This is a genomic window from Pseudomonas sp. R38(2017) (assembly GCF_002112395.1).
Lineage (GTDB): Bacteria > Pseudomonadota > Gammaproteobacteria > Pseudomonadales > Pseudomonadaceae > Aquipseudomonas.
In genome coordinates, this window is record NZ_NEHN01000002.1 from 467,082 (window position 1) to 490,884 (window position 23,803).

Here is a 23,803-nt window from a genome sequence, read left to right on the forward strand (position 1 = left end):
CATTTGATTTTCCGTGGCCACCTACTCGCTCGTTATCCGCCGTCTGATGATCGTTTCGTTGACCATCGTCGTCAGCCGTGCCATCACCAGCCCTTTGCTCACGCTGTTTTTGAGCAACAAGCTCGGCCTCAACCAACAGGACGTCGGGTTGTTGTTGGGCATCGCGGTGTTCATCGCCACCCTGCTTGCGCTGTACGGCGGCTACATCATCGACCGACTCGAGAAGCGTCGGTTGCTGATTCTGGCGATGCTCTCCAGCGCCATCGGCTTCGTGCTGCTGACCTTCGCCAAAGACCTGTACCTGACGACCGCCACCCTGGTCATCACCGAAACCGCTTCGGCGCTGTTCCTGATCGGGTCCAAGGCGATCCTCAGTGAAAACCTGCCCATGGGTCAGCGGGCCAAGGCGTTTTCCCTGCGCTACACCCTGACCAACATCGGCTACGCCACCGGCCCGATGCTGGGTGTGGTGATCGCCGGTGTATACCCGATTGCGCCGTTCCTGATTGCCGCCGGCATAGCCTTCGGCAGCATCTTCCTGATGATCGGTATTCCCAGGGACGCCGGCCCGGTTGCCGCCATCAGCCAGCCGCAAAGCTTCCTGAAAACCCTGATTACCCTGAAAAACGACCGCACGCTGATCATGTTCACCTTCGGTTGTTTGCTCAGCACCGTGGTTCACGGGCGTTTCACGCTGTACCTGTCGCAATACCTGCTGGTGGTCGAAGACTCGCAACGCGCGTTGCAAACCATGGCCGCCCTGCTCGCCTGCAACGCCATCGCGGTAATCCTGTTGCAATACCAGATCGGCCGCTTTCTCAACCGGGAAAAACTGCGCTACTGGATCGCCGCCGGCACCAGTCTGTTCATCCTCGGCTTGATCGGCTTCAGCCTGGCCGACAGCCTGGTGACATGGTGCATCGCGATGTTCATCTTCACCCTTGGCGAAATGATCATTTATCCGTCGGAGTTCCTGTTCGTCGACACCCTGGCCCCGGAAGAACTGCGTGGTAGCTATTACGGCGCGCAGAACCTCGCAGCGCTTGGCGGCGCGTTGAGCCCGGTGATTTGCGGCTTCCTGTTGATGCACACGCCGGCGCCTACCATGTTCTACGCGCTCAGCGCGCTGACCGCGATGGGCGGGTTTCTGTGCTTCATGAGCGGGCAGCGGGTGGCTTTACTTCACAAATAATGCACTGAAGATGCATTTATATGAATTTGTCAGCATCGTGATTGCTTGGCACACTGTGCACGTTCCTCCCCCAATAGTTGGAACGCTTCGAAGGACTTTCCGGGTTGACGGACAAGTCCTTTTTTTTGCCTTCGGTTTCCCCAAGAGGATCGGTTCTTCATGCTCGCTCGCTGGTTGCCCGCTGCCATCAACACCCGCCCCACCGAATGGAGCCGCGCCGCGATCGGCATGGCCCTGGGCACGTTGTTCAGTGTGTGGGCATGCAGTCAGGTGTTCGGCATTGAAGTGGCCTACCACCTGATCGGTCCGCTGGGTGCTTCGGCGGTGCTGTTGTTCGCGGTGTCCTCCGGCGCCCTCGCCCAGCCGTGGTCGATCATCGGCGGCTACCTGTGTGCGGGCGTCGTCGCGTTGCTGGTGGCCCACGTCCTCGGACGAACCTTGGGCAGCGCGTGCCTCGCGGCAGGCATGGCGCTGATCCTGATGTGCTGGCTGCGCTGCCTGCATCCACCGGCCGGCGCGGTGGCATTGACGATGGTGCTGGCCGATCCGATGACCATCGCCATGGACTGGAAAGCCCTGGAACCGGTGATGCTCAGCGCCGCGTGCATGCTGCTGGCCGCTTTGGCCTACAACAACCTGACCCGCATCCGCTACCCGAAGCGCCCCGCCGAACCTGCGCCGGCCGTGGCGCCGGTCGACTCTCAGGCCATCACGGCCGAGGATCTGAAATTGGCGCTGGTCGATATGGAGGCGTTCATCGATGTGACGCCGGAGGATCTGGAACAGTTGATTCACGCCAGTGAATTGCACGCCCGGCGGCGGAGCATTGGCCAGGTGTTCCGCTGAGTCCAGAGCCACTCCCTGTCAGCGTTGTCGATTGAAAAGAAGCCGCGATCCCATGCATTCAGCCCAAGGCAAAAATGCAGACACCCCATGCACATATCCCCGTTGTACACGGCAAATTTGCACTGTTACGATCCGCTAACGCCCGCGCGCGGGCTTCTCGAATAAAGACAATAAAAGCAGGGAGTTAGTGATGACTGCTCAGGCTTCATCCCCGCGGACTTCGTCCATGGATGCCACACAAAACGAAGTGCTGGCCGAGGTTCGCAATCACATCGGTCACCTCACCCTCAACCGCCCCGCCGGCCTCAATGCCCTGACCCTCGACATGGTGCGCCAGCTCCAGCAACACCTGGATGCCTGGGCCTCCGACGCCCATGTTCACGCCGTGGTACTGCGCGGTGCCGGCGAAAAAGCCTTCTGTGCCGGTGGCGACATTCGATCCCTGTACGACAGCCACAAAAGCGGCGACACGCTGCACGAAGATTTCTTCGTCGAGGAATACGCCCTCGACCTGACGATCCACCACTACCGCAAACCCGTGCTGGCGCTGATGGACGGTTTTGTCCTCGGCGGCGGCATGGGCCTGGTACAAGGCGCCGATCTGCGGGTAGTCACCGAGAAGAGTCGTCTGGCGATGCCGGAAGTGGCGATCGGCTATTTCCCGGATGTCGGCGGCAGTTATTTCCTTCCGCGCATTCCCGGCGAACTGGGCATTTACCTGGGTGTCAGCGGCGTGCAGATCCGTGCGGCGGATGCGCTGTATTGCGGCCTCGCCGACTGGTATCTGGACAGCAGCAAACTCGGCATCCTCGACGAACAGCTCGATCACCTGGAGTGGCACGATACGCCGTTGAAGGATCTGCAAAACCTGCTGGCCCGCCACGCCGTGCAAACCCTGCCGGATGCGCCGCTTGAAGCCTTGCGCCCGGCCATCGACCACTTCTTCGCCTTGCCTGACGTGCCGAGCATCGTCGAGCAACTGCGCGCCGTGACCGTCGCCGAGAGCCATGAATGGGCAACCACCACTGCCGACCTGCTGGAAACCCGTTCGCCGCTGGCCATGGGCGTGACCCTGGAAATGCTGCGTCGCGGCCGGCACCTGAGCCTGGAACAGTGCTTCGCCCTCGAACTGCATCTGGATCGCCAGTGGTTCGAACGCGGCGACCTGATCGAAGGCGTGCGCGCCCTGCTGATCGACAAAGACAAATCACCACGCTGGAACCCGCCGACCCTTGCCGCGTTGCACGCCGAGCACGTCGCGAGTTTCTTCCACGGTTTCGCAGAGAGCGGGAGCTGAGCCATGCACGATCTCGAATTGACTGAAGACCAGGTAATGATCCGCGACATGGCCCGGGATTTTGCCCGTGGCGAAATCGCCCCTCACGCCCAGGCCTGGGAAAAGGCCGGCTGGATTGATGACGGTCTGGTGGCGAAAATGGGCGAACTCGGCCTGCTGGGCATGGTGGTGCCGGAAGAATGGGGTGGCACTTACGTCGACTACGTGGCCTATGCGCTGGCGGTGGAAGAGATTTCCGCCGGTGACGGCGCTACCGGCGCGTTCATGAGCATCCACAACTCGGTGGGCTGCGGGCCGGTGCTCAACTACGGCAACGAAGAACAGAAACAGACCTGGTTGGCGGATCTGGCCAGTGGCGCGGTGATCGGCTGCTTCTGCCTGACCGAGCCCCAGGCCGGCTCCGAAGCGCACAACTTGCGCACCCGCGCCGAACTGCGCGACGGGCAATGGGTAATCAACGGCGCCAAGCAATTTGTCAGCAACGGCAAGCGGGCGAAACTGGCGATTGTGTTTGCGGTGACTGATCCGGATCTCGGCAAGCGCGGCATCTCGGCGTTTCTGGTGCCGACCGATACGCCGGGTTTCATCGTCGACCGCACCGAACACAAGATGGGCATTCGCGCCTCCGACACCTGCGCGGTGACGCTGAACAATTGCAGCATTCCTGAAGCGAATCTGTTGGGTGAACGCGGTAAAGGTTTGGCGATTGCCCTTTCCAACCTTGAAGGCGGACGCATCGGCATCGCGGCGCAAGCATTGGGCATCGCCCGTGCGGCGTTTGAAGCAGCGCTGGGTTATGCCCGTGATCGGGTGCAGTTCGGCAAGGCGATTGTCGAGCACCAGAGCATCGCCAACCTGCTGGCCGACATGCAGATGCAGATCAACGCCGCGCGCCTGATGATCCTGCATGCGGCGCGGCTTCGCACGGCGGGCAAACCGTGTCTGTCGGAGGCTTCGCAGGCCAAGCTGTTTGCTTCGGAGATGGCTGAAAAGGTGTGCTCGTCAGCGATTCAGATTCATGGCGGGTATGGGTATCTGGAGGATTACCCGGTGGAGAAATACTACCGGGATGCGCGGATTACCCAGATCTATGAGGGGTCGAGCGAGATACAGCGGATGGTGATTGCTCGGGAGTTGAAGAACTACCAACTCTGATTGGGCGCCCCCACGCAATGCGTGGGGGCGAACGCCATTACTTGCCTTGGAACTCCGGCGAACGCTTGGCCACAAACGCTGCCATCCCTTCCTTCTGATCCTGCGTCGCAAACGCCGCATGGAACACCCGGCGCTCGAAACGCACGCCTTCAGTCAGGTTCACTTCGAACGCGCGATTGACGCTTTCCTTGACCATCATCGCAATCGGCAGCGACTTGCTGGCGATCACCGCCGCGACTTTCAGCGCCTCATCCAGCAACTCGTCGCTCGGCACGATCCGCGCAACGATGCCACAACGCTCGGCCTCCACCGCGTCGATCAAACGCCCGCTCAGGCACATTTCCATGGCCTTGGCCTTGCCCACGGCGCGGGTCAGGCGCTGGGTGCCGCCCATGCCCGGCAGCACGCCAAGGTTGATTTCCGGTTGGCCGAATTTGGCGTTGTCACCGGCCAGGATGAAGTCGCACATCAGCGCCAGTTCACAGCCGCCGCCGAGGGCAAAGCCGTTGACGGCAGCGATGATCGGCTTGCGGCGGTTGGCCACGCGGTCGCTGTCGCTGAACAGGTCGTCCATGTAGATCTGCGGGTAGGTCAGATCAGCCATTTCCTTGATGTCAGCGCCGGCGGCGAAGGCTTTCTTGGAACCGGTGATGACGATGCAGCCGATGTTCGCGTCGGCTTCCAGGCCGTCGAGGGCGCGGTTCACTTCGCTGACCAGTTGCGCGTTGAGGGCATTCAGCGCCTGCGGACGGTTCAAGGTGATGACGCCGACGCGGCCATGGGTTTCCAGCAAAATCGTTTCGTAACTCATGTGCAGATTCCTTCTCAAAGATTGCGCGAAATGACCATGCGCTGAATGTCGCTGGTGCCTTCGTAGATCTGGCAGACCCGCACGTCGCGGTAGATGCGCTCCAGCGGGAAGTCGTTGAGGTAACCGTAACCGCCGAGGGTTTGCAAGGCCATGGAGCAGACCTTCTCGGCCATTTCCGAGGCGAACAATTTGGCCATCGACGCCTCGACCAGCGCCGGCTGGCCGCTGTCGCGCAGAGCGGCGGCGTAATGCACCATCTGCCGCGCCACGGCGATCTGAGTGGCCATGTCCGCGAGGCGGAAAGCCACGGCCTGATGCTCGATGATCGGCTTGCCGAAGGTGTCACGTTCACGGGCGTAATCACGAGCTGCTTCGAACGCGGCACGGGCCATGCCCACCGATTGCGAAGCGATGCCGACACGGCCGCCTTCAAGGTTGGCCAGGGCGATCTTGTAACCCTCGCCCTCCTCGCCCAAACGGTTGGCCACTGGCACTTTCACGTCTTCGAACAGAATCTGACAGGTGTCCGAAGCGTGCTGGCCGAGCTTGTCTTCAACCCGGGCGACTTTGTAGCCCGGCGAGTCGGTCGGCACGATGAACGCGCTGATCCCGCGCTTGCCGGCACTTGGATCGGTGACCGCAAACACGATCACGATTCCGGCGTTCTGCCCGGAGGTGATGAACTGTTTGCAGCCGTTGAGCACGTAGTGATCGCCTTCAAGGCGTGCGCGGGTTTTCAGGCTGCTGGCGTCGGAACCGGCCTGCGGTTCGGTCAGGGCAAATGCACCGAGCATCTCGCCGCTGGCCAGTGGTTTGAGGAAACGTTCGCGCTGGTCGTCGTTGCCAAACTTGAGGATCGGCACACAACCCACCGAGTTGTGCACGCTCATGATCGTCGAGCAGGCGCCGTCGCCGGCGGCGATCTCTTCCAGGGCCATGGCGTAGGCCAGGTAACCGGTGTCGCAACCGCCCCACTGCTCCGGCACCAGCATGCCGAAGAAGCCCAGCCCGGCCATTTCGCCGATGGCTTCTTTCGGAAAGCGGTGTTCGCGATCCCACTCGGCGGCGAACGGTTTCAGCCGTTCCTCGGCAAATTGCCGAGCCATGTCGCGGATTTGTTGTTGGTCGTCATTGGGAATCATGGCAAATCCTTAACTCGGGTTCAGACGCACTCGACAGCCATCGCCGTGGCTTCGCCGCCGCCGATGCAGATCGCCGCGACGCCGCGCTTCAGGCCTTTCTGGCGCAGGGCCGAGAGCAAGGTCACGAGAATCCGTGCGCCGGAGGCCCCGATCGGGTGGCCCAGGGCGCAGGCACCGCCGTGGATGTTGAGTTTGTCGTGTGGAATGTCCAGGTGCTTCATCGCCGCCATGCCGACCACGGCGAAGGCTTCGTTGACTTCGAACAAGTCGACCTGATCCAGCGACCAGCCGGTTTTCTTCATCAGTTTCTTGATCGCGCCAATCGGTGCCACCGGGAACAGGCCCGGGGTGTCAGCGAAGGCCGCGTGACCATGAATCACCGCCAGCGGTTTCAGACCCTGTTTCTGCGCTTGCGACTGGCGCATCAGCACTAGCGCGGCGGCGCCGTCGGAGATCGAGCTGGAGTTGGCTGCGGTTACGGTGCCGCCGTCGCGGAACGCCGGTTTCAGCGAAGCGATCTTGTCCAGTTTGGCTTTTGGCGGCTGCTCGTCGTTGCTGATGACCACTTGTTCTTTGCCGACGGTCACGGTCAGCGGAATGATTTCGTCCTTGAAGCTGCCGTCCTTGATCGCCTGTTGGGCGCGGGTGGTCGAGGCGATGGCGAAAGCGTCTTGAGCCTCACGACTGAAGTCGTTGGTTTCAGCGCAATCCTCGGCGAAGGTGCCCATCAGCCGGCCTTTGTCGTAAGCGTCTTCGAGGCCGTCGAGGAACATAGAGTCCAGCACCCGGCCGTGGCCCATGCGGTAACCGGCGCGGGCGCGGTCCAGCAGGTACGGCGCATTGGACATGCTTTCCATGCCGCCGGCGATCACCACATCGGCGCTGCCGGCCAGCAGCATGTCGTGGGCCAGGATGGTGGTTTCCATGCCCGAGCCGCACATCTTGTTGACGGTGGTGCAGCGAGTGGATTTGTCCAGCCCGGCGCCCAGTGCGGCCTGACGCGCAGGCGCCTGGCCGAGACCGGCCGGCAGCACGCAGCCGAACAACACTTCATCGACTGCATCGGAGGCGACACCGGCGCGTTCGACCGCAGCCTTGATTGCAGCGGCACCTAGTTGCGGCGCGGTCAGGCTTTTCAGTTCGCCCTGAAAACCGCCCATCGGGGTGCGGACGGCGCTGACGATGACAATCGGATCGTTGGAGATGGTCATGAGAAATCCTCCTTACTTGGCGGCCATGCGCAAGGCGCCGTCGAGACGGATCACCTCGCCGTTAAGCATGCTGTTTTCAATGATATGCCGCACCAGCGCAGCGTACTCGGCAGGCTTGCCCAGACGCGGCGGGAACGGTACACCGGCGGCCAGCGAATCGCGCACTTCCGGGGTCATGCCGGCCATCATCGGGGTTTCGAAAATGCCCGGGGCAATGGTCATCACGCGGATGCCGAAGCGCGCCAGTTCCCGGGCGGCAGGCAGAGTCAGGCTGGCGATGGCCCCTTTGGACGCGGAATACGCGGCCTGGCCGATCTGGCCGTCGAACGCAGCGACCGATGCAGTGTTGATAATCACGCCACGCTCGCCGTCAGCGTTGGCCTCGCTTTCGGCAATCGCTGCCGCTGCGAGGCGCAGCATGTTGAAGCTGCCGATCAGGTTGACGTTGATCACCTGAGCGAAACTGGACAAGGTGTGCGGGCCGTTTTTGCCGAGGATCTTCTCGCCGCGAACGATTCCGGCACAGTTCACCAGCCCGTTGAGGCTGCCAAAGGCTTTAACGGTCGCCTGCACGGCGGCTTCAGCGGCAGCTTCGTTGCTGATGTCGGCCACCACACTCTGCGCGCCAAGGCGCTGGGCCTGGGCGGCAACCGCTTCGGCGTTCATGTCCACCAGCATCACTTTGGCGCCGGCGCTCACCAGCAACTCAGCGGTGGCGGCTCCCAGGCCGGATGCGCCGCCGGTGACGATAAAAACCTTGTTCTCGATCTGCATGACTGTTTCCTTGGATTCAAGCTGAAACGTTGTGCGCCGCGGCCTCTTGAGCCTTGGCGATTTCCTGGTTGCGCAAGATAAAGCGCTGCAATTTGCCGCTCGGGGTTTTCGGCAACTCGCTGACAAATTCGATTTCACGGGGGTACGAATGCGCGGCCAGACGCTTGCGCACGTGTTGGCGCAGTTCTTCGGCCAACGCCGGCTCGGCGCGGTATTGCGGGTTGAGCACGACGAAGGCTTTGACCAATTCGGTGCGCTCAGGATCGGGTTTGCCGACAACCGCCGCTTCGACCACTGCCGGGTGTTCGATCAAGGCGCTTTCCACGTCGAACGGGCCGACCCGGTAGCCGGACGTGGTGATGACATCATCGCTGCGACCGACGAAGCTGATGCTGCCGTCCGGGTTCCACTCGACGGTGTCGCCGCTCAGGTAGTAATCGCCGACGAAGGCCTTGGTCGGCGCGCCTTCGTAACCGGCGAACCAGCACATCGGCGACTGTGTGCGGTCGATGGCGAGGATGCCGGGCTGACCGACGCCGAGTTCGTTGTACTGATCGTCGAGCACCACGATGCGATGGCCCGGCGAAGCAAACCCGGCGGCGCCGAGGTGGATCGGGTGTTCGAGGCCGTGGTGGTTGCACAGGACCATACCCAGTTCGGTCTGGCCGTAGTGATCGTGAATGACCACGTCGAGGTTGTCGGCGAACCAACGGATCACTTCCGGGTTCAACGGCTCGCCGGCGCTGCTGACGATCCGCAGCTTGCCCTTGATCGACTTGGCGAACTCGTCGCCGCCGGCAATCAGCAGGCGATACGCCGTGGGCGAACCGGTGAGGTTGGTGATGCCGTACTTGTTGATCACCCGGCACGTGCTTTCGAGGGTGAACGGGCCATCGTAGAAGGTGATCGGGTGGCCCATCGACAACGGGCCGGTGACACCGAAATAAATGCCGTAGGCCCAGCCTGGATCGGCGACGTTCCAGAACGCATCTTCCGGGCGCAGATCCACGGCATCACGGGTGTAGCTCTGAAACGCCACGACTGCCTTGAGCGGCACCGACAGCGCTTTCGACGGGCCGGTGGTGCCCGAGGTGAACATCAGCAGGAACGGGTCTTCGCCGGTCAGCATCACCGGTTCGCAGACATTGGAATGGTTGGGTAGCTCGGCCCAGAAACTGAAGTCGCCACGGACGATGCCCTGGCCTTTCGGGCCACCGACGGTAACCAGTGTCGGGCAATCGGCGACTTCGCTGAGCTTCGGCCGGTTGACAGCGTCGGTCACCACGACTTTGGCACCGGAGCTGTTCAGGCGATGTTCGAGGGCTTTGGGGCCGAACGCGGTGAACAGTGGTTGATACACCGCACCGATGCGCCAAGTGGCGAATACGGTGATGAGCAATTCGATATTGCGCGGCAACAGGCCGGCGACTTTGTCGCCCCTATTCACGCCTTGGGCAAGCAGGAAATTGGCGAAACGCGCGGCCTTGTCCTGCAGATCACTGAAGGTGTAAGTCGCACTGGCGCCATCGCGCCCCTCCCAGAACAGCGCGATGCGCCCCGGCAAGGCGTGACGGTCACAACATTCGACGCAAGCGTTGAGCGCCTCGAGCGAGCCGCTGAGTGCGGCGTCCACGGTATGCTGATAATCAAACTGCTGGGTGGCAGACAAGTAATCGCGCATTGCCAGAATCCCTCTGCGTTTTTATTAGGTTGGGGAACCGTAAACAACAGAGGAATACTCGCGCCATGCGGGGTGCGGGGCAATGGTCAAAGCCATCAAGATGGATGACTGGTTTGGCCAAGGTTTGCGTCGAATCGAGGATCAGACCGCTTCGTTGAGGATCAGGCTGCGGTAATGCCCCGGATTGGTCCCGGACCACTTGCGAAACGCCTTGTAGAACGAGCTCGCATCGGCAAATCCCAGGCGCGTGGCGATCTCGACGAAGCTGATCGAGGGTTCCGCCAGCCAGGTGATCGCCAGTTCCTTGCGTACGCTGTCCTTCAAACCCTGATAGGTCTGCCCTTCTTCGGACAGACGCCGGCGCAGGGTCGAGGCCGACATGCACAGTTGCTGGGCCAGGGCTTCGGTTTCCGGCCATTGATCGGCGGGCAACTGACGCAGATCCTGCTTGATCCGGCTGGCGAGGCTTTCCGGATCGCGGTACTTCACCAGAATGTTGGCCGGCGCATGGGCCAGAAAGCGTTTCAGCTCCTCGGCGCTGCGCTTGATCGGCAGATCCAGCACATCGGCGGCGAAGATCATCCGCGTACGCGGCCGGTCGAAGCGCAGGTTCTCCGAAAACATCACCCGATAGTCATCACAGAAGTCCGGCGCCGGGCAGCGCAGTTCGATGGCGAGAATCGGAATCCGCCGCCCCGCCAGCCAGCACGCCACGCCGTGGACGATCATCCAGTAAGTGAAATAGGTGAAGGCGCGGCGCGGTTCCGGATCTTCTTCCAGAAGCACGATCTCCGCCAGACTCTGCTGGTGCACCAGTTGCGCCGGCATGCGTTCGAGCATCAACGACAGGAAACTCAACCCCGCGCTCAGCCCCGCCGCCAGATTCGGCTGGGCCATCGCACTGCGGCAGAGGAATTCCAGGCTGCCGGACTTCAGCTTGCGCGGGTCCATGCCAAAGAACTCGTCATCGCCGCGCCGCGCCAGCAGTCGCCACAACCGTGCGTACTGGCCGGCCGGGACGCGGGCGTCATCGGTGAGCAGCAGCACCGGATCGATGCCGACCTTGTTCAAGACTTCTTCCGTGGCCACGCCCGGGGCACAACTTTGCTGCAGTGCTTCACGCACCAGTTGAATGGCGATGGTGTCTTTTTCCGACATGGATCGAGGCAAATCCTGTTGTTGTTCGGGTGGCAGGCATCTTAACGCAGCTGCCCTGGCACGGCTCGCTCCATCCAGGAATGTCCGTTGCGTATTTGAGAATGGTTGATCTTCAAGCCTGTTCAGCTACCGTTCAGGTAAATGTCAATGAGTAGCATGTGAGAATGACTTTCATTATGTTACAACTTGTAACCTCATTTCGTTACACAGTGGATGCCGAATGCTCGTTCCCTTTCTGATCATGCTGCGTGAAGGCATTGAAGCCGCGCTGATCGTTGGCATTATCGCCAGCTACCTGCAACAGACCGGCCGTGGCCAATGGATGCCGGCCGTGTGGATCGGCGTGTTTCTCGCTGCTGCGCTGGCGTTGCTGGTCGGTGGTGGCCTGGAACTGGTCAGCGCCGAATTCCCGCAGAAACAGCAGGAACTGTTCGAAGGCGTGGTCGGCCTTGTGGCCGTGGGGATTCTCAGTTCCATGGTGTTCTGGATGCGCAAGGTCGCGCGTTCAATCAAGCATTCGCTGCAGGCGTCCCTCGATCATGCGCTGACCGCATCGAAGCATCAGGTCATCGCACTGATCGCCATGGTGTTTTTCGCCGTTGCCCGGGAAGGCCTGGAAACGGTGTTCTTCCTGCTCGCCGTGTTCCAGCAAAGCGAAGGACCGGGCGCGCCGATCGGCGCCCTGCTCGGCCTGATCCTGGCCATCGTCGTCGGCTTCCTGATCTACAGCGGCAGCATGCGCCTGAATCTGTCGGCGTTCTTCCGCTGGACCGGGCTGTTCATCCTAGTGGTCGCCGCCGGCATCCTCTCCAACTCGGTGCAGGCACTGCATGAAGCCGGCGTCTGGAATCACCTGCAAACCGTGCTCTTCGACTTCAGCGCGACGCTGCCGATGGACGGCCCGCTGGGCTCGGTGCTGGCCGGCATGTTCGGTTATCAGGATGCACCGACCGTCAGCACCCTCGGCGCGTACCTGATCTATCTGGTGGTGGCGCTGGTGATGTTCTTCTATCCGTCCTCCGCCCCGGCGCCCAAAGCCGCCGCCTCGAATTCCGTTTCCAGCCAATAAGGGCCTCCATGTCAAAGCCTAATATCCCTCAGGCCTCCCCTCCCCGCGCCTTGCGCTGGGCGGTGGCCGGTTCGGTGGTCGTGATGATCGCCGCCGGTGGCCTGTTCTACTACGCCTCGAAAATGGCTGCGGCCAAGCGTCAGCACAACCATGACGAAGTGGTGGTCAACATCCACCCCGGCAGTTGCGAACCGAACGAGCTGAGCGTACCTGCGGGCCGCGCCAGTTTCCGCATCGTCAACCGCTCCGACCGGGCGGTTGAATGGGAAATTCTCGACGGCGTGCTGGTGATCGAAGAACGCGAAAACATCGCGCCGGGCCTTAGCCAGGTAATCAACGCCAACCTGCAACCCGGCGACTACGCCATCACCTGCGGCCTGCTGAGCAACCCGCGCGGCGTGCTGCATGTAACGCCAACCGCTGCCTCGGATGCCGCCGCCAAGGCCAAGCCATCGATGGTCGCTTTCGTCGGGCCGCTGTCGGAATTCCGCGTGTATCTGGCCACCCAGAGCAGCGCGCTGATCAGAGCCGTCACGGCGCTGAATCAGGCAATCACCAGCGGTGATCTGGCTCAGGCCCAAGCGGCGTACCTGCCGGCCCGCGCGGCGTATCAGCGTCTGGCCCCGGCCGCACAACGCCTGGCGGAACTGGACAACAGCATCAACGCCCGCGCCGATTACTTTGAAAAACGCGAACAGGACCCGGCCTTCGTCGGCTTCCATCGCATCGAGTACGCGCTGTTCCAGCAACGCAATCTCGACGGTTTGTCGCCGATTGCCGAACGCCTGCTGGGCGACGTCACCACGCTGAAACAACAGTTGCTGGCCCAATCGCTGCCGCCGGAGCAACTGGTGGAAATCCTCGTGCGCAACCTCAACACCCTGGCCGACGTGCGCGCTGCCAGCGGCGAAGAGGAACGCTACAGCCACGGCGACCTCAACGGTTTTGCGGCGAACCTGGAGACGACGCACAAAGTCGTCGAGCTGCTGCGGCCACTGCTGACGAAATCCGCCGCCGACCTGCTGCCGAAAATCGACAGCACGCTGACTGATTTCGATACCACGCTGAACGGTTTCAAGGTCAAGGACGGCTACGCGAGTTACGACACCGTCAGCGGTGAACCACGCAAACAGATCGCCGACAAGGCCAAGGCTCTGGCCGATGCCCTCGACGCCATCGATCCCGCCCTCGGCCTCTCCGGCCTGTAAGTAGAAGACGAATACCGATGAACGATTCCGAACACTTCAACCTGCAACGCCGTCGCGTACTGATGGGCATGGGCGCCGCCGGCGTCGCTCTGGCCGGTACCGCCCTGAGCTGCCCGGCCATGGCAGCCGCCCCTGCGCAGGTGACCGAAGCGCCGAGCAGTGACAAGACCCAGGATCACCATGATTTTCATGGTGTGCACCAGACCGGCATCGTCACCCCGCGCCCGGCGTCCGGCATGCTGGTGTCGTTCGATGTGCTGGCCAGCGATCGTGAAGATCTCGAACGCCTGTTCCGCACCCTCAACGAGCGCATCGCGTTCCTGATGAAGGGCGGCCCGGTGGCGCAGATCGACCCGAAATTGCCACCGCCGGATTCCGGCATCCTCGGCCCGGTGGTCACCCCGGACAACCTCACTATCACGGTGTCCGTGGGCGAGTCGCTGTTCGACGAGCGCTTCGGCCTCGCCGCCGCCAAGCCCAAGCGCCTGATCCGCATGGTCGGCTTCCCCAACGATGCGCTGGAAGCCGACTGCTGCCACGGCGACTTGAGCCTGCAGTTCTGCTCCAACACCGCCGACACCAACATCCACGCCCTGCGCGATATCGTGAAGAACCTGCCGGACCTGCTGCTGGTGCGCTGGAAGCAGGAAGGCAGCGTGCCGCCGCAAGCCCCGGCCAAACCCGGTGTGCCGGCGCAATCGGCGCGTAACTTCCTGGGTTTCCGTGACGGATCGGCCAACCCGGATTCCAACGACGGCAAAGCCATGGATCGCATCGTCTGGGTGCAACCGGGCAGCGACGAGCCGGCCTGGGCGGCACACGGCAGCTATCAGGCGGTGCGGATCATCCGCAACTTCGTCGAACGCTGGGACCGCACGCCATTGCAGGAACAGGAGAGCATCATCGGCCGGGTCAAAACCACCGGCGCACCGATGGGCGCCAGCCATGAGACCGAAGTCCCGGACTACAGCAAGGACCCGGAAGGCAAGCTGACCAAGCTCGACGCGCACATCCGCCTGGCCAACCCGCGCACCGCTGAAAGCCAGGCCAACTTGATCCTGCGCCGGCCGTTCAACTATTCCAACGGCGTGAACAAGAACGGCCAACTCGACATGGGCCTGCTGTTCATCTGCTACCAGGCCGACCTGGAAAAAGGCTTCATCACCGTGCAAACCCGCCTCAATGGCGAGCCGCTGGAGGAATACCTCAAGCCGGTCGGCGGCGGTTACTTCTTCACCCTGCCGGGTGTTACGGGCGACAAGGATTTCATCGGTCGCTCGCTGCTCAACGCTACCCAACCAAAAACAACTGCATAGCATTCAACAGGAGCCGCCCCCATGAAAAAGACGCCCATCGCGTTATTGCTGACCCTTGGTCTACTCAACACCCCGCTGTCGGCGTTCGCGGCGACTGCACCGCTGGATCTGGTCGGGCCGGTTTCGGACTACAAGATCTACGTCACCGAGCAACTGGACCAACTGGGCACCCACACCAAACAATTCACCGACGCCGTGAAAAAAGGCGACCTGTCGACCGCGCAGAAGCTCTATGCACCAACCCGCGTCTACTACGAGTCGATCGAGCCGATTGCCGAGCTGTTCAGTGACCTCGATGCGTCCATCGACTCCCGCGTCGACGACCACGAAAAAGGCGTGAAGGCTGAAGACTTCACCGGTTTCCACCGCCTCGAGTACTCGCTGTTCTCGGAGAAGAGCACCCAGGGTCTGAACGATCTGGCCGACAAACTGGATAAAGACGTGCAGGACCTGCAGACCCGCGTCGCCGGCCTGACCTTCCCGCCCGAGAAAGTCGTGGGCGGTGCTGCCGCACTGCTGGAAGAAGTCGCCGCCACCAAGATTTCCGGTGAAGAAGACCGCTACAGCCACACCGATCTCTATGACTTCCAGGGCAACATCGATGGCGCGAAGAAAATCGTCGACCTGTTCCGTCCGCAGATCGAGAAGCAGGACAAGGCCTTCGTTGCCAAAGTCGACAAGAACTTCGCCACCGTGGACAAGATCCTGGCCAAGTACAAGACCAAGGACGGTGGTTTCGAGACCTATGACAAAGTGAAGGAAAACGACCGCAAGGCGCTGGTTGGGCCAGTCAATACACTGGCAGAAGACCTGTCGACCTTGCGTGGCAAGCTCGGCCTGAACTGAGTTCTGCGCATAAAAATCCCCCGGACGCGTTTGGCGCGTTCGGGGGATATTTGTTTTCCGCCGTTACAGAATCCGGTACAGCAACCTTTCGACCCGCACCCGGCTCACGCGCTTGAGGAACTTGGCCACCCCGGCCGGGTAATCCGGCAAGGCTTCCAAGTCCTGGAATCGCCCGATCCGCGTGGTGTGTTCGAAGATGTTTTCCAGCTCCAGACGACGCGGCTCCAGCCACTCGCCTTTCGGGTCGTCGATCAGCAGGGCGTTTTCCAGATCGAGACGGAACGCCCGCGGATTAAGGTTGTTGCCGGTCAGCAAGGTGTAGCGCTGGTCGATCCACATGCCCTTGAGGTGATAGCTGTTGTCGCCTTCACGCCACAGGTGCAGGTTCAACTGACCGCTGTCGATATTGCGCTGATGCCGCTTGGCGAAACGGCGCAGGCTGATCTCGTACAGGTACGGCAGCGCGGCGATTACCTTGAACGGCTCGGTCGGCGGAATGTAGAAGTCGTTGGCGGTCTTGTCGCCGACCACTATGTCGATCTTCACGCCGCGTGCCAGCGCTCGGTTGATCTCGCGGATCACCCCCAGCGGCAGGTTGAAGTACGGCGTGCAGATGGTCAGTTGCTTCTGGGCGCTGGCGATCAGCTCCAGAATCACCCGGTTCAGCGGATTGTTCTTGCCCACGCCGAGCAACGGGCTGACCGACAGGCCGGTATGCGCCGTGCTGCCGGCGCTGGTGTCATACGCCGCGTATTTGAGACGGCTGCGCAGATCGCCGATGTCGTTGCGCAGGCTGCGGGTGGTCGGCAGGTTCGGCAGGTCGAGGCGATGTACCGCTTTGGATTCGATCAGGCCGTGCTTGACCAGATGGTGCATCGAGTCCGCCAGTTCACGGCTCTGCAACACGTGATAACGGTCGAAACGGTACTTGTCGAACTTGTGCAGGTAGACGTTGTTCAGGCTGGCGCCGCTGTAGACCACGCAATCGTCGATTACGAAGCCTTTCAGGTGCAGCACACCAAACAGCTCACGGGTCTGCACCGGCACGCCGTAGACCGGCACCACGCTCTGGTGGGTGCGGGTCATTTCCTGATACCAGGCGGCGTTGCCCGGTTGCTTGCCGGCACCGATCAAACCGCGCTGGGCGCGCAACCAGTCGACGACCACAACGATTTCAAGCTCCGGGCGCTTGAGCTTGGCGGCGTGCAAGGCATCGAGGATTTCCTGACCGGCTTCGTCGTTTTGCAGATAGAGCGCGACGAGGTAGATGCGCTGGGTCGCCTGGGCGATTTTCTCCAGCAGGCAACGACGGAACTCGGCGGCGCCGGACAGAATGGTCACGGCCTCGGCGGTCAGCGGAAAGCTGCGCAACTTGGGCAGCAGAGAGCGTTTGAAAAGCAACGGCATAGGGCTCGCAATGGGTCGAATCCGAAGAACCCGAGAGCTTACACCATCAACTCCTTCGGGTCTTGTGAGTGTCTGTAATAACTTCATCGCCCCCAGGGTCGCTCTCACAGTGGATCGCCTTACAAATGTGGGAGCGAGCATGCTCGCGAAAGCCATTTCAAAATAAGTGCTTGACCAAGGAGAACGATCGTTCTACTGTTTGCCACATGAACGAAATCACTAGCAACGACACGACCCGCGACATCATTCTGGATGTCACCGAAAAGTTGATCTACAAAAGTGGCATCGCTGCCACCGGGATGGATCTTCTGGTGAAAACCGCCGGTGTTTCCAGAAAGAGTATCTACCGCTACTTCGCCAGCAAGGAGGAATTGACCGTCGCCGCCCTGCAACGCCGCGACGTGCGCTGGATGCACTGGTACAGAAGCGCCGTCGATCAGGCCGAAACCCCGGCTGATCGCCTGCTCAATCTGTTTACCGTGCTCAAGGGCTGGTTCGCCTCGGAAGGCTTCCGGGGCTGTGCCTTCATCAATACCAGCGGCGAGACCGGCGATCCGCAGGATCCGGTGCGCCAGGTCGCCAAAGACCACAAACAGAAGCTGCTCGACTACGTGTGCGAGCTGTGTACCGAACATGGTGCCGAGGACCCGCAACTGCTGGCCAGACAGTTGCTGATCCTGATTGACGGCGCCATTACCGTAGCGCTTGTGATGGGTGATCACAGTGCCGCCGATAATGCGCAATGCATGGCGCGAAAGTTATTGGACCTGTAAAGCCTCAATAAGCGACAAGTTGTTAAATCGTTAATTTGATCGGGAGACAAACATGTCTACTGCAGCCGAAGTGCGTCCGCCATTGCCACCCTTCAACCGTGAATCGGCGATTGAAAAAGTTCGCCTGGCCGAGGATGGCTGGAACTCTCGCGACCCGCAGCGCGTGTCGCTGGCCTACACCCTGGACACTAAATGGCGCAACCGCGCCGAATTCGCTAACAACCGCGAGGAAGCCAAGGCCTTCCTGACCCGCAAATGGGCCAAGGAACTGGATTACCGTCTGATCAAGGAACTCTGGGCTTACTCCGACACCCGCATCGCCGTGCGCTACGCCTACGAATGGCACGACGACTCGGGCAACTGGTTCCGTTCCTACGGCAACGAAAACTGGGAGTTCGACGAGCATGGCCTGATGTTCCAGCGTTATGCCTGCATCAACGACATGCCGATCAAGGAGAGCGAACGCAAGTTCCACTGGCCGCTGGGCCGGCGCCCGGATGATCATCCGGGGTTGTCTGAACTGGGTCTGTAATTCAACCGATCCCTCCTGCACAAAGTGCAGGAGGGATTCTCAGGCAACTTCGGCAGTCGGGACCAATTGCGTTTTGGCTTCCAGCTCCCGCACCAACGGCAACACTCGCTTGCCGAAATACTCCACCTCTTCCTGAAAGTGCAGGAACCCCGCCAACACCAGATCCACACCCACCGCTTTCAACGCCACGATCCGCTCTGCAATCTGCTGCGGCGTGCCGATCAGATTGGTCTTGAAGCCATCGTTGTACTGCACCAGATCTTCAAAGGTCGATTTCGCCCAGTTGCCCTCGCCCTCCGGCGATGCCCTGCCCGCCTGTTTCGCCGCATCCCCAAAAGCGTTCACTGCCTCGGGGTCAGCCTGATCGATGATCTGCGCCAGCACCGCTTTGGCTTCCTCTTCGGTATCACGGGCAATGACAAACGCATTCACCCCGATTTTCACCGAATGATGGTTCGCCGCCGCTTTGGCGCGAATGTCATCGACCTGGGCCTTGATGCCTTCGACGCTGTTGCCATTGGTGAAATACCAGTCCGACACCCGTGCCGCCATGTCCCGCGCCGCACGGGAGCTGCCGCCCTGGAAGATTTCCGGGCGGCCCAGCGGTTTCGGCTTGAGGCTGTAGTTGTCGAAACGATAAAAATCGCCCCGGAAGGTAAAGTTGTCCTGACTCCAGATCCCTCGCAGCGAACGGATGAACTCTTCCGAGCGACGATAGCGCTCGTCGTGCTCCAGCCAATGTTCGCCGATGGCCTGGAATTCACCCTTGAACCAGCCGCTGACGATGTTCACCGCGATCCGGCCGTTGGTGAGTTGATCGATGGTCGCCAACTGTTTGGCCGCCAGCGCCGGTTGCCACGGGCCGGGCAGAATGGCGGCAATGACTTTGAGTTTGCTGGTGGCGGCGAGCAGCGCGTGGCTGAAGGCAACCGACTCATGCTGGAACTCGGCACCGTAGCCGGCGGTGAAGCGGATCTGGGTCAGGGCGTATTCGAAGCCCGCCGCCTCGGCCAGTTGTGCCAGTTTGCGGTTGTAGTCGATGCCCCAGTCGGTGCGTTGCTCGATCTTGCTGACCACCAGCCCACCGCTGACGTTCGGCACCCAGTAGGCAAATTTCACGGCTTGCTGACTCATTGGCGTGTCCTCGGGACAGTTGATGAAGGTGAGAGAGCTAGAGCAGCAAGCGTGCCAGCCTCTGAAGCCCGGTTTTATTAGGGTTTCAGGTAATCGGGATGCACAGTGCGAGGGTGATTTGTTGGGTGCGTGTTGGCTGGGCAACAGTTGGGCAGTCGGTGGCCGGGCCTTATGGGTCGCCGCAACGCCTGGAAATGAGTAACATGACTGCCCTCCCCGCAGCCCAGCTCTGCAACCTGCCGAATAAGCCGATTCCATGCCTTTCGAACTCAGCGTTGACCTCACCACCCTGGCCGTTCTGGCCCTTGTCGCTTTCATTGCCGGATTCATCGATGCCATCGCCGGCGGTGGCGGTCTGTTGACCACGCCTGCGCTGCTCACCGCCGGTTTGCCGCCGCATCTGGTGCTGGGCACCAACAAGTTGAGTTCGACCTTCGGTTCGGCCACCGCCAGCTTCACCTTCTACCGGCGCAAGCTGTTTCATCCCAGGCAGTGGATGCACGCCATCGTCGGCACGCTGGTCGGCGCGCTGACCGGCGCCATCGTCGCCCACTATCTGCCAGCCGAGTGGCTGAACAAGATGCTGCCGGTGATCGTCTTCGCCTGTGGCTTGTACCTGTTGTTTGGCGGCACGCCGAAGGCCCCGTTGGACAGCGACGCACCGATCAAGAAGAAGTGGCAATCGACCCAGGGCTTCGGCCTCGGTTTCTATGACGGTGTGGCAGGCCCGGGCACTGGCGCGTTCTGGACCGTCAGCAGCCTGCTGCTCTACCCGATCGATCTGGTAAAGGCCAGCGGCGTAGCGCGCAGCATGAACTTCGTCAGCAACATTGCGGCGCTGTCGGTGTTCGTGTTTTCCGGGCAGGTGGACTGGATCATCGGCCTGAGCATGGGCCTGTCGGTGATGGTCGGCGCCTTCTTCGGGGCGCGCACCGCGATCAGCGGCGGCGCCAAGTTCATTCGTCCGGTGTTCATCACCGTGGTGCTGGGGTTGACCGTGCGTCTAGCCTGGCAGCACTGGTTCAGCGTGGCCTAAGCGCCGCGCCACGTAGACGTCGATCAGGTAACGTGCAATCGATTTGGACGCCGGCAAGGGCGGCAGATCGTGCACGTTGAACCACTGGGCGTCTTCGATCTCGTCCTCCTGACAGACAATCTCGCCACCGGCGTATTCGGCATGAAAACCCAGCATCATCGAGTGCGGGAACGGCCAGCACTGGCTGCCCATGTACTGGATGTTCTTCACTTCGATGCTGACTTCTTCGCGCACTTCGCGAATCAGGCAATCCTCGGCCGACTCTCCAGGCTCGGCAAACCCGGCCAGTGTGCTGTAGACCCCAGTGACGAAACGCGGTGAGCGCGCCAGCAGCACTTCATCTCCACGGGTCACCAGCACGATCATGCTTGGCGAAATCCGCGGATAACTGCGCAAGTCGCACGGCTGGCAATACATCGCCCGCTCCCGTGGCACCTGGGTCATGGCCTGACCGCAGTTGCCGCAGAACCGATGTTCACGGGCCCAGGTGCCGATTTGTGCAGCGTACCCCAGCACTTTGTAGACGGTGTGATCGCCATCGAGCATGAACGCCCGCAGACCTTTCCAGTTGCAACCCGGCACCTCGCTGGTACTGCGCAGTTCCAACAGGTAGACCGGCTCGCCATCAAGATGACCAATGCCGTGTTCAGCGAGAATCGACAAGTCCTGGCGCTTGAGCCATTCCCGGGGGAACAGCGCGCCGTTGTCATCGAACAGAAAACCTTCGGGGCTGCGCGCGACGGCCCAGCCGCCCGGTTGATCGGTGTCCAGTACTGCGGTGGTCCAGCGAGATGTCATGGTTTCTCAATCCAGAAATTCGGGTTTCTGTTTGCTCATATGGGCGGCCATGGCCACACGCAAGTCGGTGGATTGCAACATGGCGGCGTTCCAGGTGGCAACGTACTCCAGACCATCGTCGATACGGTGGTCGCGCATGTAGCTGATCATTTCCTTGGTGCCGGTGACCGCGATCGGCGACTTGCCGGCGATGTCCCGGGCAATGTCCATCACACCTTCGATCAGGCTGTCCTTGTCGCTGTAGACGCGGTTGACCAGCCCAATGCTGCGGGCTTCGTCGGCGCCAAAGGTACGACCGGTGTAAGCCAGTTCCCGCAGCATGCCGTCACCGATGATCCGTGGCAACCGTTGCAAAGTGCCTACGTCAGCCGCCATGCCAATATCGATTTCTTTAATGGAGAATTGCGCATCCTCCGCAGCGTAGCGCATGTCGCAGGCGGCGATCAGGTCGATGGCACCGCCCAGGCAATAACCCTGAATCGCGGCGAGCACCGGTTTGCGGCAATTGTCGACGGCATTGAAAGAGGCTTGCAGGGTCAGAATCTTTTTGCGCAGCAGGCGCGCATTGCGGCCGACGTCCTTGCCCAGCTCATTGGCCACGCCGGCCAGCATCATCAGGTCGATACCCGAGGAAAAGTGTTTGCCGGCACCGCTGAGCACCACCACCCGAACTTCGTCGGTCTCGTCGATCCACTGGAACACCTCGACAATTTCGCTCCAGAACGCGGCGTTCATCGAGTTGATCTTTTCCGGACGATTGATCTGCACATGGGCGATGTTGTCGGCCAGTTCGACGCTGAAGGCGGTGTATTGAGTCATGGCAGAAATCCTTTACCGGTCTGAAAATGAGGCCTGAACTATATCAAGGCCTCAGAACGGCGGTTCGGCCAAATGCAGGACTCTAGCCGCCCTTCACCGCCACAAACGCGGCAGTCTCGTAGGGCACGGTCATCACATCCCGGCCTCGCAGTTCGGGATCGGACGCGATCAAAGCCCGCAACTGTTCATCGACCCGTGCACGCTCTGCATCTGGCAGCGCTGCGATGAAACTGGTGGAACGCACCCGATTGAAAATCACATCTTCCGGCGAGCCCGTATGGCCGTGATAAAAATGCTCGGCCTGCAACGGCCCGAACGCCGGGTGCGGGAACACCTTGCGCCACGCGCCTGTGTAGTAACGCGGCGTATCGCCTTCCAGAGCGTTGACGATCGCATCGAGCTTGGGCACCCAGCCAACCTTGGTATCGCGCAGGTTCCAGATCAGCCCGAGTTTGCCGCCGGGCTTGAGCACCCGGGCGATTTCGTCCAGCGCCTCGGTGCTGGCGAACCAGTGAAAGGCCTGAGCGCAGACCACCGCATCAACCGAGGCGTCGGGCAGCGGCAGATCCGTCGCCATGGCGCTGACGGCCAAGACATCGGGCCAGTTGGCAGACAGTTTCTCCAGCATCTGCGCCACCGGCTCCACGGCAATCACCTGGGCACCGGTCGCCACCAATCGTCCGGTGAACTTGCCGGTGCCGGCTCCGAGGTCGATAACGGTCTTGCGGGCGTTCAGCTCCAGGGTTGTCGTCAGCCATTCGGTCACCGCCGGCGGATAGTCCGGCCGTCCTTTGACGTAGGTTTCGGCAGCGGTCTTGTAACCGGCGGCAGCGGAGTGGTGAACCTGATCTTTCATGGCGCAACTCCCAGGGTAGAACGGCGGATTGACGACAGACGCCACGAGCATAGCTCTCGTGTTTGAGCTTTCCTTGAATGGCACCTGACAAAGCAATGAATAAAACTTCACCTTGCGGTGTTCAACATCAGACATGACCCACTATGGAGCCTTGCCCATGACTTTCCGTTCCGTTATGTTCGCCGCCCCATTGCTGATGGCCGCAATGTTTTCCAGCCCTTTGGCCCTGGCTCACGGCGATGAAGACGAGCCGGTGCAGAAACCCAACTGCCCGAAAGGTCAGGTGCTAGACAGCAAGTCGCAGAAATGTGTTCGGCAGACCAGCAGTCTGGTGCCGGATGCCGACCGTACCGACTACGCCTATCGCCTGGCCAAGGACGGTCGCTATGAAGAAGCCCTCGCCTTGCTCGACACCCTGAAACAGCCGAACACCGCCAAGGCCCTCAACTATCGCGGTTATGCCACGCGCAAACTGGGGCGCACCGACGAAGGCATCGGTTATTACCTGCAATCGGTGAAGCTTGATCCGCAGTACGCGCAAGTCCGCGAATACCTGGGCGAAGCTTATGTCATCAAGGGTCGCGTGGATCTGGCGCAGGAGCAGTTGCAGTACATCCAGAAGATTTGCGGCACGACCTGCGAGGAATACCGGGACCTGGCCGAAGCCATCAACGATTCATCGAAAACCTGACACGACACGCGGAGGCGAACATTTTCAGCGATCAGGCCTTCAGAGCCGAAC

The 23,803-nt window shown here is 61.2% G+C and carries 23 protein-coding genes; 12 read left to right on the plus strand and 11 right to left on the minus strand.

What is annotated here, in order from left to right; all coding sequences use genetic code 11:
• Positions 1-13: 13 nt before the first annotated feature.
• The 4 genes from CAF87_RS05745 to CAF87_RS05760 all read left to right on the plus strand — a co-directional run bounded on the left by CAF87_RS05745 (position 14) and on the right by CAF87_RS05760 (position 4,490).
• Complete coding sequence (locus tag CAF87_RS05745) at positions 14-1,192, plus strand: MFS transporter (RefSeq protein WP_085730854.1); 1,179 nt, start codon at positions 14-16, stop codon at positions 1,190-1,192.
• A gap of 159 nt (positions 1,193-1,351) precedes the next feature.
• Positions 1,352-2,038: an HPP family protein gene (locus tag CAF87_RS05750; protein WP_085730853.1), complete on the plus strand. Its 687-nt coding sequence runs from the start codon at positions 1,352-1,354 to the stop codon at positions 2,036-2,038.
• Between the two features lie 190 nt (positions 2,039-2,228).
• Positions 2,229-3,335 (plus strand): enoyl-CoA hydratase/isomerase family protein, encoded by a 1,107-nt coding sequence (locus tag CAF87_RS05755; RefSeq protein WP_085730852.1) that lies wholly within the window; start codon positions 2,229-2,231, stop codon positions 3,333-3,335.
• A 3-nt stretch (positions 3,336-3,338) separates the two neighbouring features.
• A complete protein-coding gene (locus tag CAF87_RS05760) occupies positions 3,339-4,490 on the plus strand; it encodes an acyl-CoA dehydrogenase family protein (RefSeq protein ID WP_085730851.1) in 1,152 nt (383 codons plus the stop codon).
• Between the two features lie 37 nt (positions 4,491-4,527).
• Here the strand turns inward: CAF87_RS05760 and CAF87_RS05765 are convergent, their stop codons facing one another.
• From CAF87_RS05765 to CAF87_RS05790, 6 genes are all read right to left on the minus strand, one after another.
• Positions 4,528-5,301, minus strand: coding sequence for an enoyl-CoA hydratase (locus CAF87_RS05765; RefSeq protein WP_085730850.1), 774 nt, complete (start codon positions 5,299-5,301; stop codon positions 4,528-4,530).
• A 14-nt stretch (positions 5,302-5,315) separates the two neighbouring features.
• A complete protein-coding gene (locus tag CAF87_RS05770) occupies positions 5,316-6,443 on the minus strand; it encodes an acyl-CoA dehydrogenase (protein ID WP_011334278.1) in 1,128 nt (375 codons plus the stop codon).
• A gap of 20 nt (positions 6,444-6,463) precedes the next feature.
• Complete coding sequence (locus CAF87_RS05775) at positions 6,464-7,654, minus strand: acetyl-CoA C-acyltransferase (RefSeq protein WP_085730849.1); 1,191 nt, start codon at positions 7,652-7,654, stop codon at positions 6,464-6,466.
• A 12-nt stretch (positions 7,655-7,666) separates the two neighbouring features.
• Positions 7,667-8,428, minus strand: a complete 762-nt coding sequence (locus tag CAF87_RS05780; RefSeq protein WP_085730848.1) for an SDR family NAD(P)-dependent oxidoreductase — start codon at positions 8,426-8,428, stop codon at positions 7,667-7,669.
• A gap of 16 nt (positions 8,429-8,444) precedes the next feature.
• Entirely contained in the window at positions 8,445-10,109 is a 1,665-nt protein-coding gene (locus tag CAF87_RS05785) for an AMP-binding protein (RefSeq protein WP_085730847.1), read from the minus strand.
• Between the two features lie 141 nt (positions 10,110-10,250).
• Positions 10,251-11,267, minus strand: coding sequence for an AraC family transcriptional regulator (locus CAF87_RS05790; protein ID WP_085730846.1), 1,017 nt, complete (start codon positions 11,265-11,267; stop codon positions 10,251-10,253).
• Between the two features lie 220 nt (positions 11,268-11,487).
• Between CAF87_RS05790 and efeU the strand changes: the two genes are divergently transcribed.
• From efeU to efeO (CAF87_RS05810), 4 genes are read left to right on the plus strand one after another with little or no spacing between them, the layout of a single operon-like run.
• A complete protein-coding gene (gene efeU / locus CAF87_RS05795) occupies positions 11,488-12,336 on the plus strand; it encodes an iron uptake transporter permease EfeU (protein WP_085730845.1) in 849 nt (282 codons plus the stop codon).
• Between the two features lie 8 nt (positions 12,337-12,344).
• Positions 12,345-13,544 carry an iron uptake system protein EfeO gene (gene efeO / locus CAF87_RS05800; protein WP_085730844.1) on the plus strand — a complete coding sequence of 400 codons (1,200 nt, stop codon included), beginning with the start codon at positions 12,345-12,347 and terminating at the stop codon, positions 13,542-13,544.
• 17 nt (positions 13,545-13,561) lie between these two features.
• Complete coding sequence (gene efeB, locus CAF87_RS05805; RefSeq protein ID WP_085730843.1) at positions 13,562-14,860, plus strand: iron uptake transporter deferrochelatase/peroxidase subunit; 1,299 nt, start codon at positions 13,562-13,564, stop codon at positions 14,858-14,860.
• A gap of 21 nt (positions 14,861-14,881) precedes the next feature.
• Positions 14,882-15,706: an iron uptake system protein EfeO gene (gene efeO, locus CAF87_RS05810; protein WP_085730842.1), complete on the plus strand. Its 825-nt coding sequence runs from the start codon at positions 14,882-14,884 to the stop codon at positions 15,704-15,706.
• 63 nt (positions 15,707-15,769) lie between these two features.
• Here efeO (CAF87_RS05810) and pssA read toward each other — a convergent pair whose 3' ends face one another.
• Positions 15,770-17,113, minus strand: coding sequence for a CDP-diacylglycerol--serine O-phosphatidyltransferase (gene pssA / locus CAF87_RS05815; RefSeq protein ID WP_085730841.1), 1,344 nt, complete (start codon positions 17,111-17,113; stop codon positions 15,770-15,772).
• Between the two features lie 206 nt (positions 17,114-17,319).
• On the opposite strand from pssA, the gene CAF87_RS05820 reads away from it, so the two are divergent.
• Positions 17,320-17,886 carry a TetR/AcrR family transcriptional regulator gene (locus CAF87_RS05820; protein ID WP_085730840.1) on the plus strand — a complete coding sequence of 189 codons (567 nt, stop codon included), beginning with the start codon at positions 17,320-17,322 and terminating at the stop codon, positions 17,884-17,886.
• Between the two features lie 52 nt (positions 17,887-17,938).
• Positions 17,939-18,418, plus strand: coding sequence for a nuclear transport factor 2 family protein (locus CAF87_RS05825; RefSeq protein WP_085709991.1), 480 nt, complete (start codon positions 17,939-17,941; stop codon positions 18,416-18,418).
• Between the two features lie 39 nt (positions 18,419-18,457).
• On the opposite strand, the gene sfnG is transcribed toward CAF87_RS05825, so the two are convergent.
• Positions 18,458-19,552, minus strand: a complete 1,095-nt coding sequence (gene sfnG / locus CAF87_RS05830) for a dimethylsulfone monooxygenase SfnG (protein WP_085730839.1) — start codon at positions 19,550-19,552, stop codon at positions 18,458-18,460.
• A gap of 256 nt (positions 19,553-19,808) precedes the next feature.
• On the opposite strand from sfnG, the gene CAF87_RS05835 reads away from it, so the two are divergent.
• Positions 19,809-20,588, plus strand: coding sequence for a TSUP family transporter (locus CAF87_RS05835; RefSeq protein ID WP_085730838.1), 780 nt, complete (start codon positions 19,809-19,811; stop codon positions 20,586-20,588).
• On the opposite strand, the gene nudC is transcribed toward CAF87_RS05835, so the two are convergent.
• The 3 genes from nudC to CAF87_RS05850 form a co-directional block, all read right to left on the minus strand.
• Positions 20,556-21,386 carry an NAD(+) diphosphatase gene (gene nudC / locus CAF87_RS05840; protein WP_085730837.1) on the minus strand — a complete coding sequence of 277 codons (831 nt, stop codon included), beginning with the start codon at positions 21,384-21,386 and terminating at the stop codon, positions 20,556-20,558. The genes CAF87_RS05835 and nudC overlap by 33 nt on opposite strands.
• A gap of 6 nt (positions 21,387-21,392) precedes the next feature.
• Positions 21,393-22,205 (minus strand): crotonase/enoyl-CoA hydratase family protein, encoded by an 813-nt coding sequence (locus CAF87_RS05845; protein WP_085730836.1) that lies wholly within the window; start codon positions 22,203-22,205, stop codon positions 21,393-21,395.
• A gap of 82 nt (positions 22,206-22,287) precedes the next feature.
• Positions 22,288-23,061: a class I SAM-dependent methyltransferase gene (locus CAF87_RS05850; RefSeq protein WP_085730835.1), complete on the minus strand. Its 774-nt coding sequence runs from the start codon at positions 23,059-23,061 to the stop codon at positions 22,288-22,290.
• 157 nt (positions 23,062-23,218) lie between these two features.
• Between CAF87_RS05850 and CAF87_RS05855 the strand changes: the two genes are divergently transcribed.
• Complete coding sequence (locus tag CAF87_RS05855) at positions 23,219-23,752, plus strand: tetratricopeptide repeat protein (protein WP_085730834.1); 534 nt, start codon at positions 23,219-23,221, stop codon at positions 23,750-23,752.
• Positions 23,753-23,803: the final 51 nt, after the last annotated feature.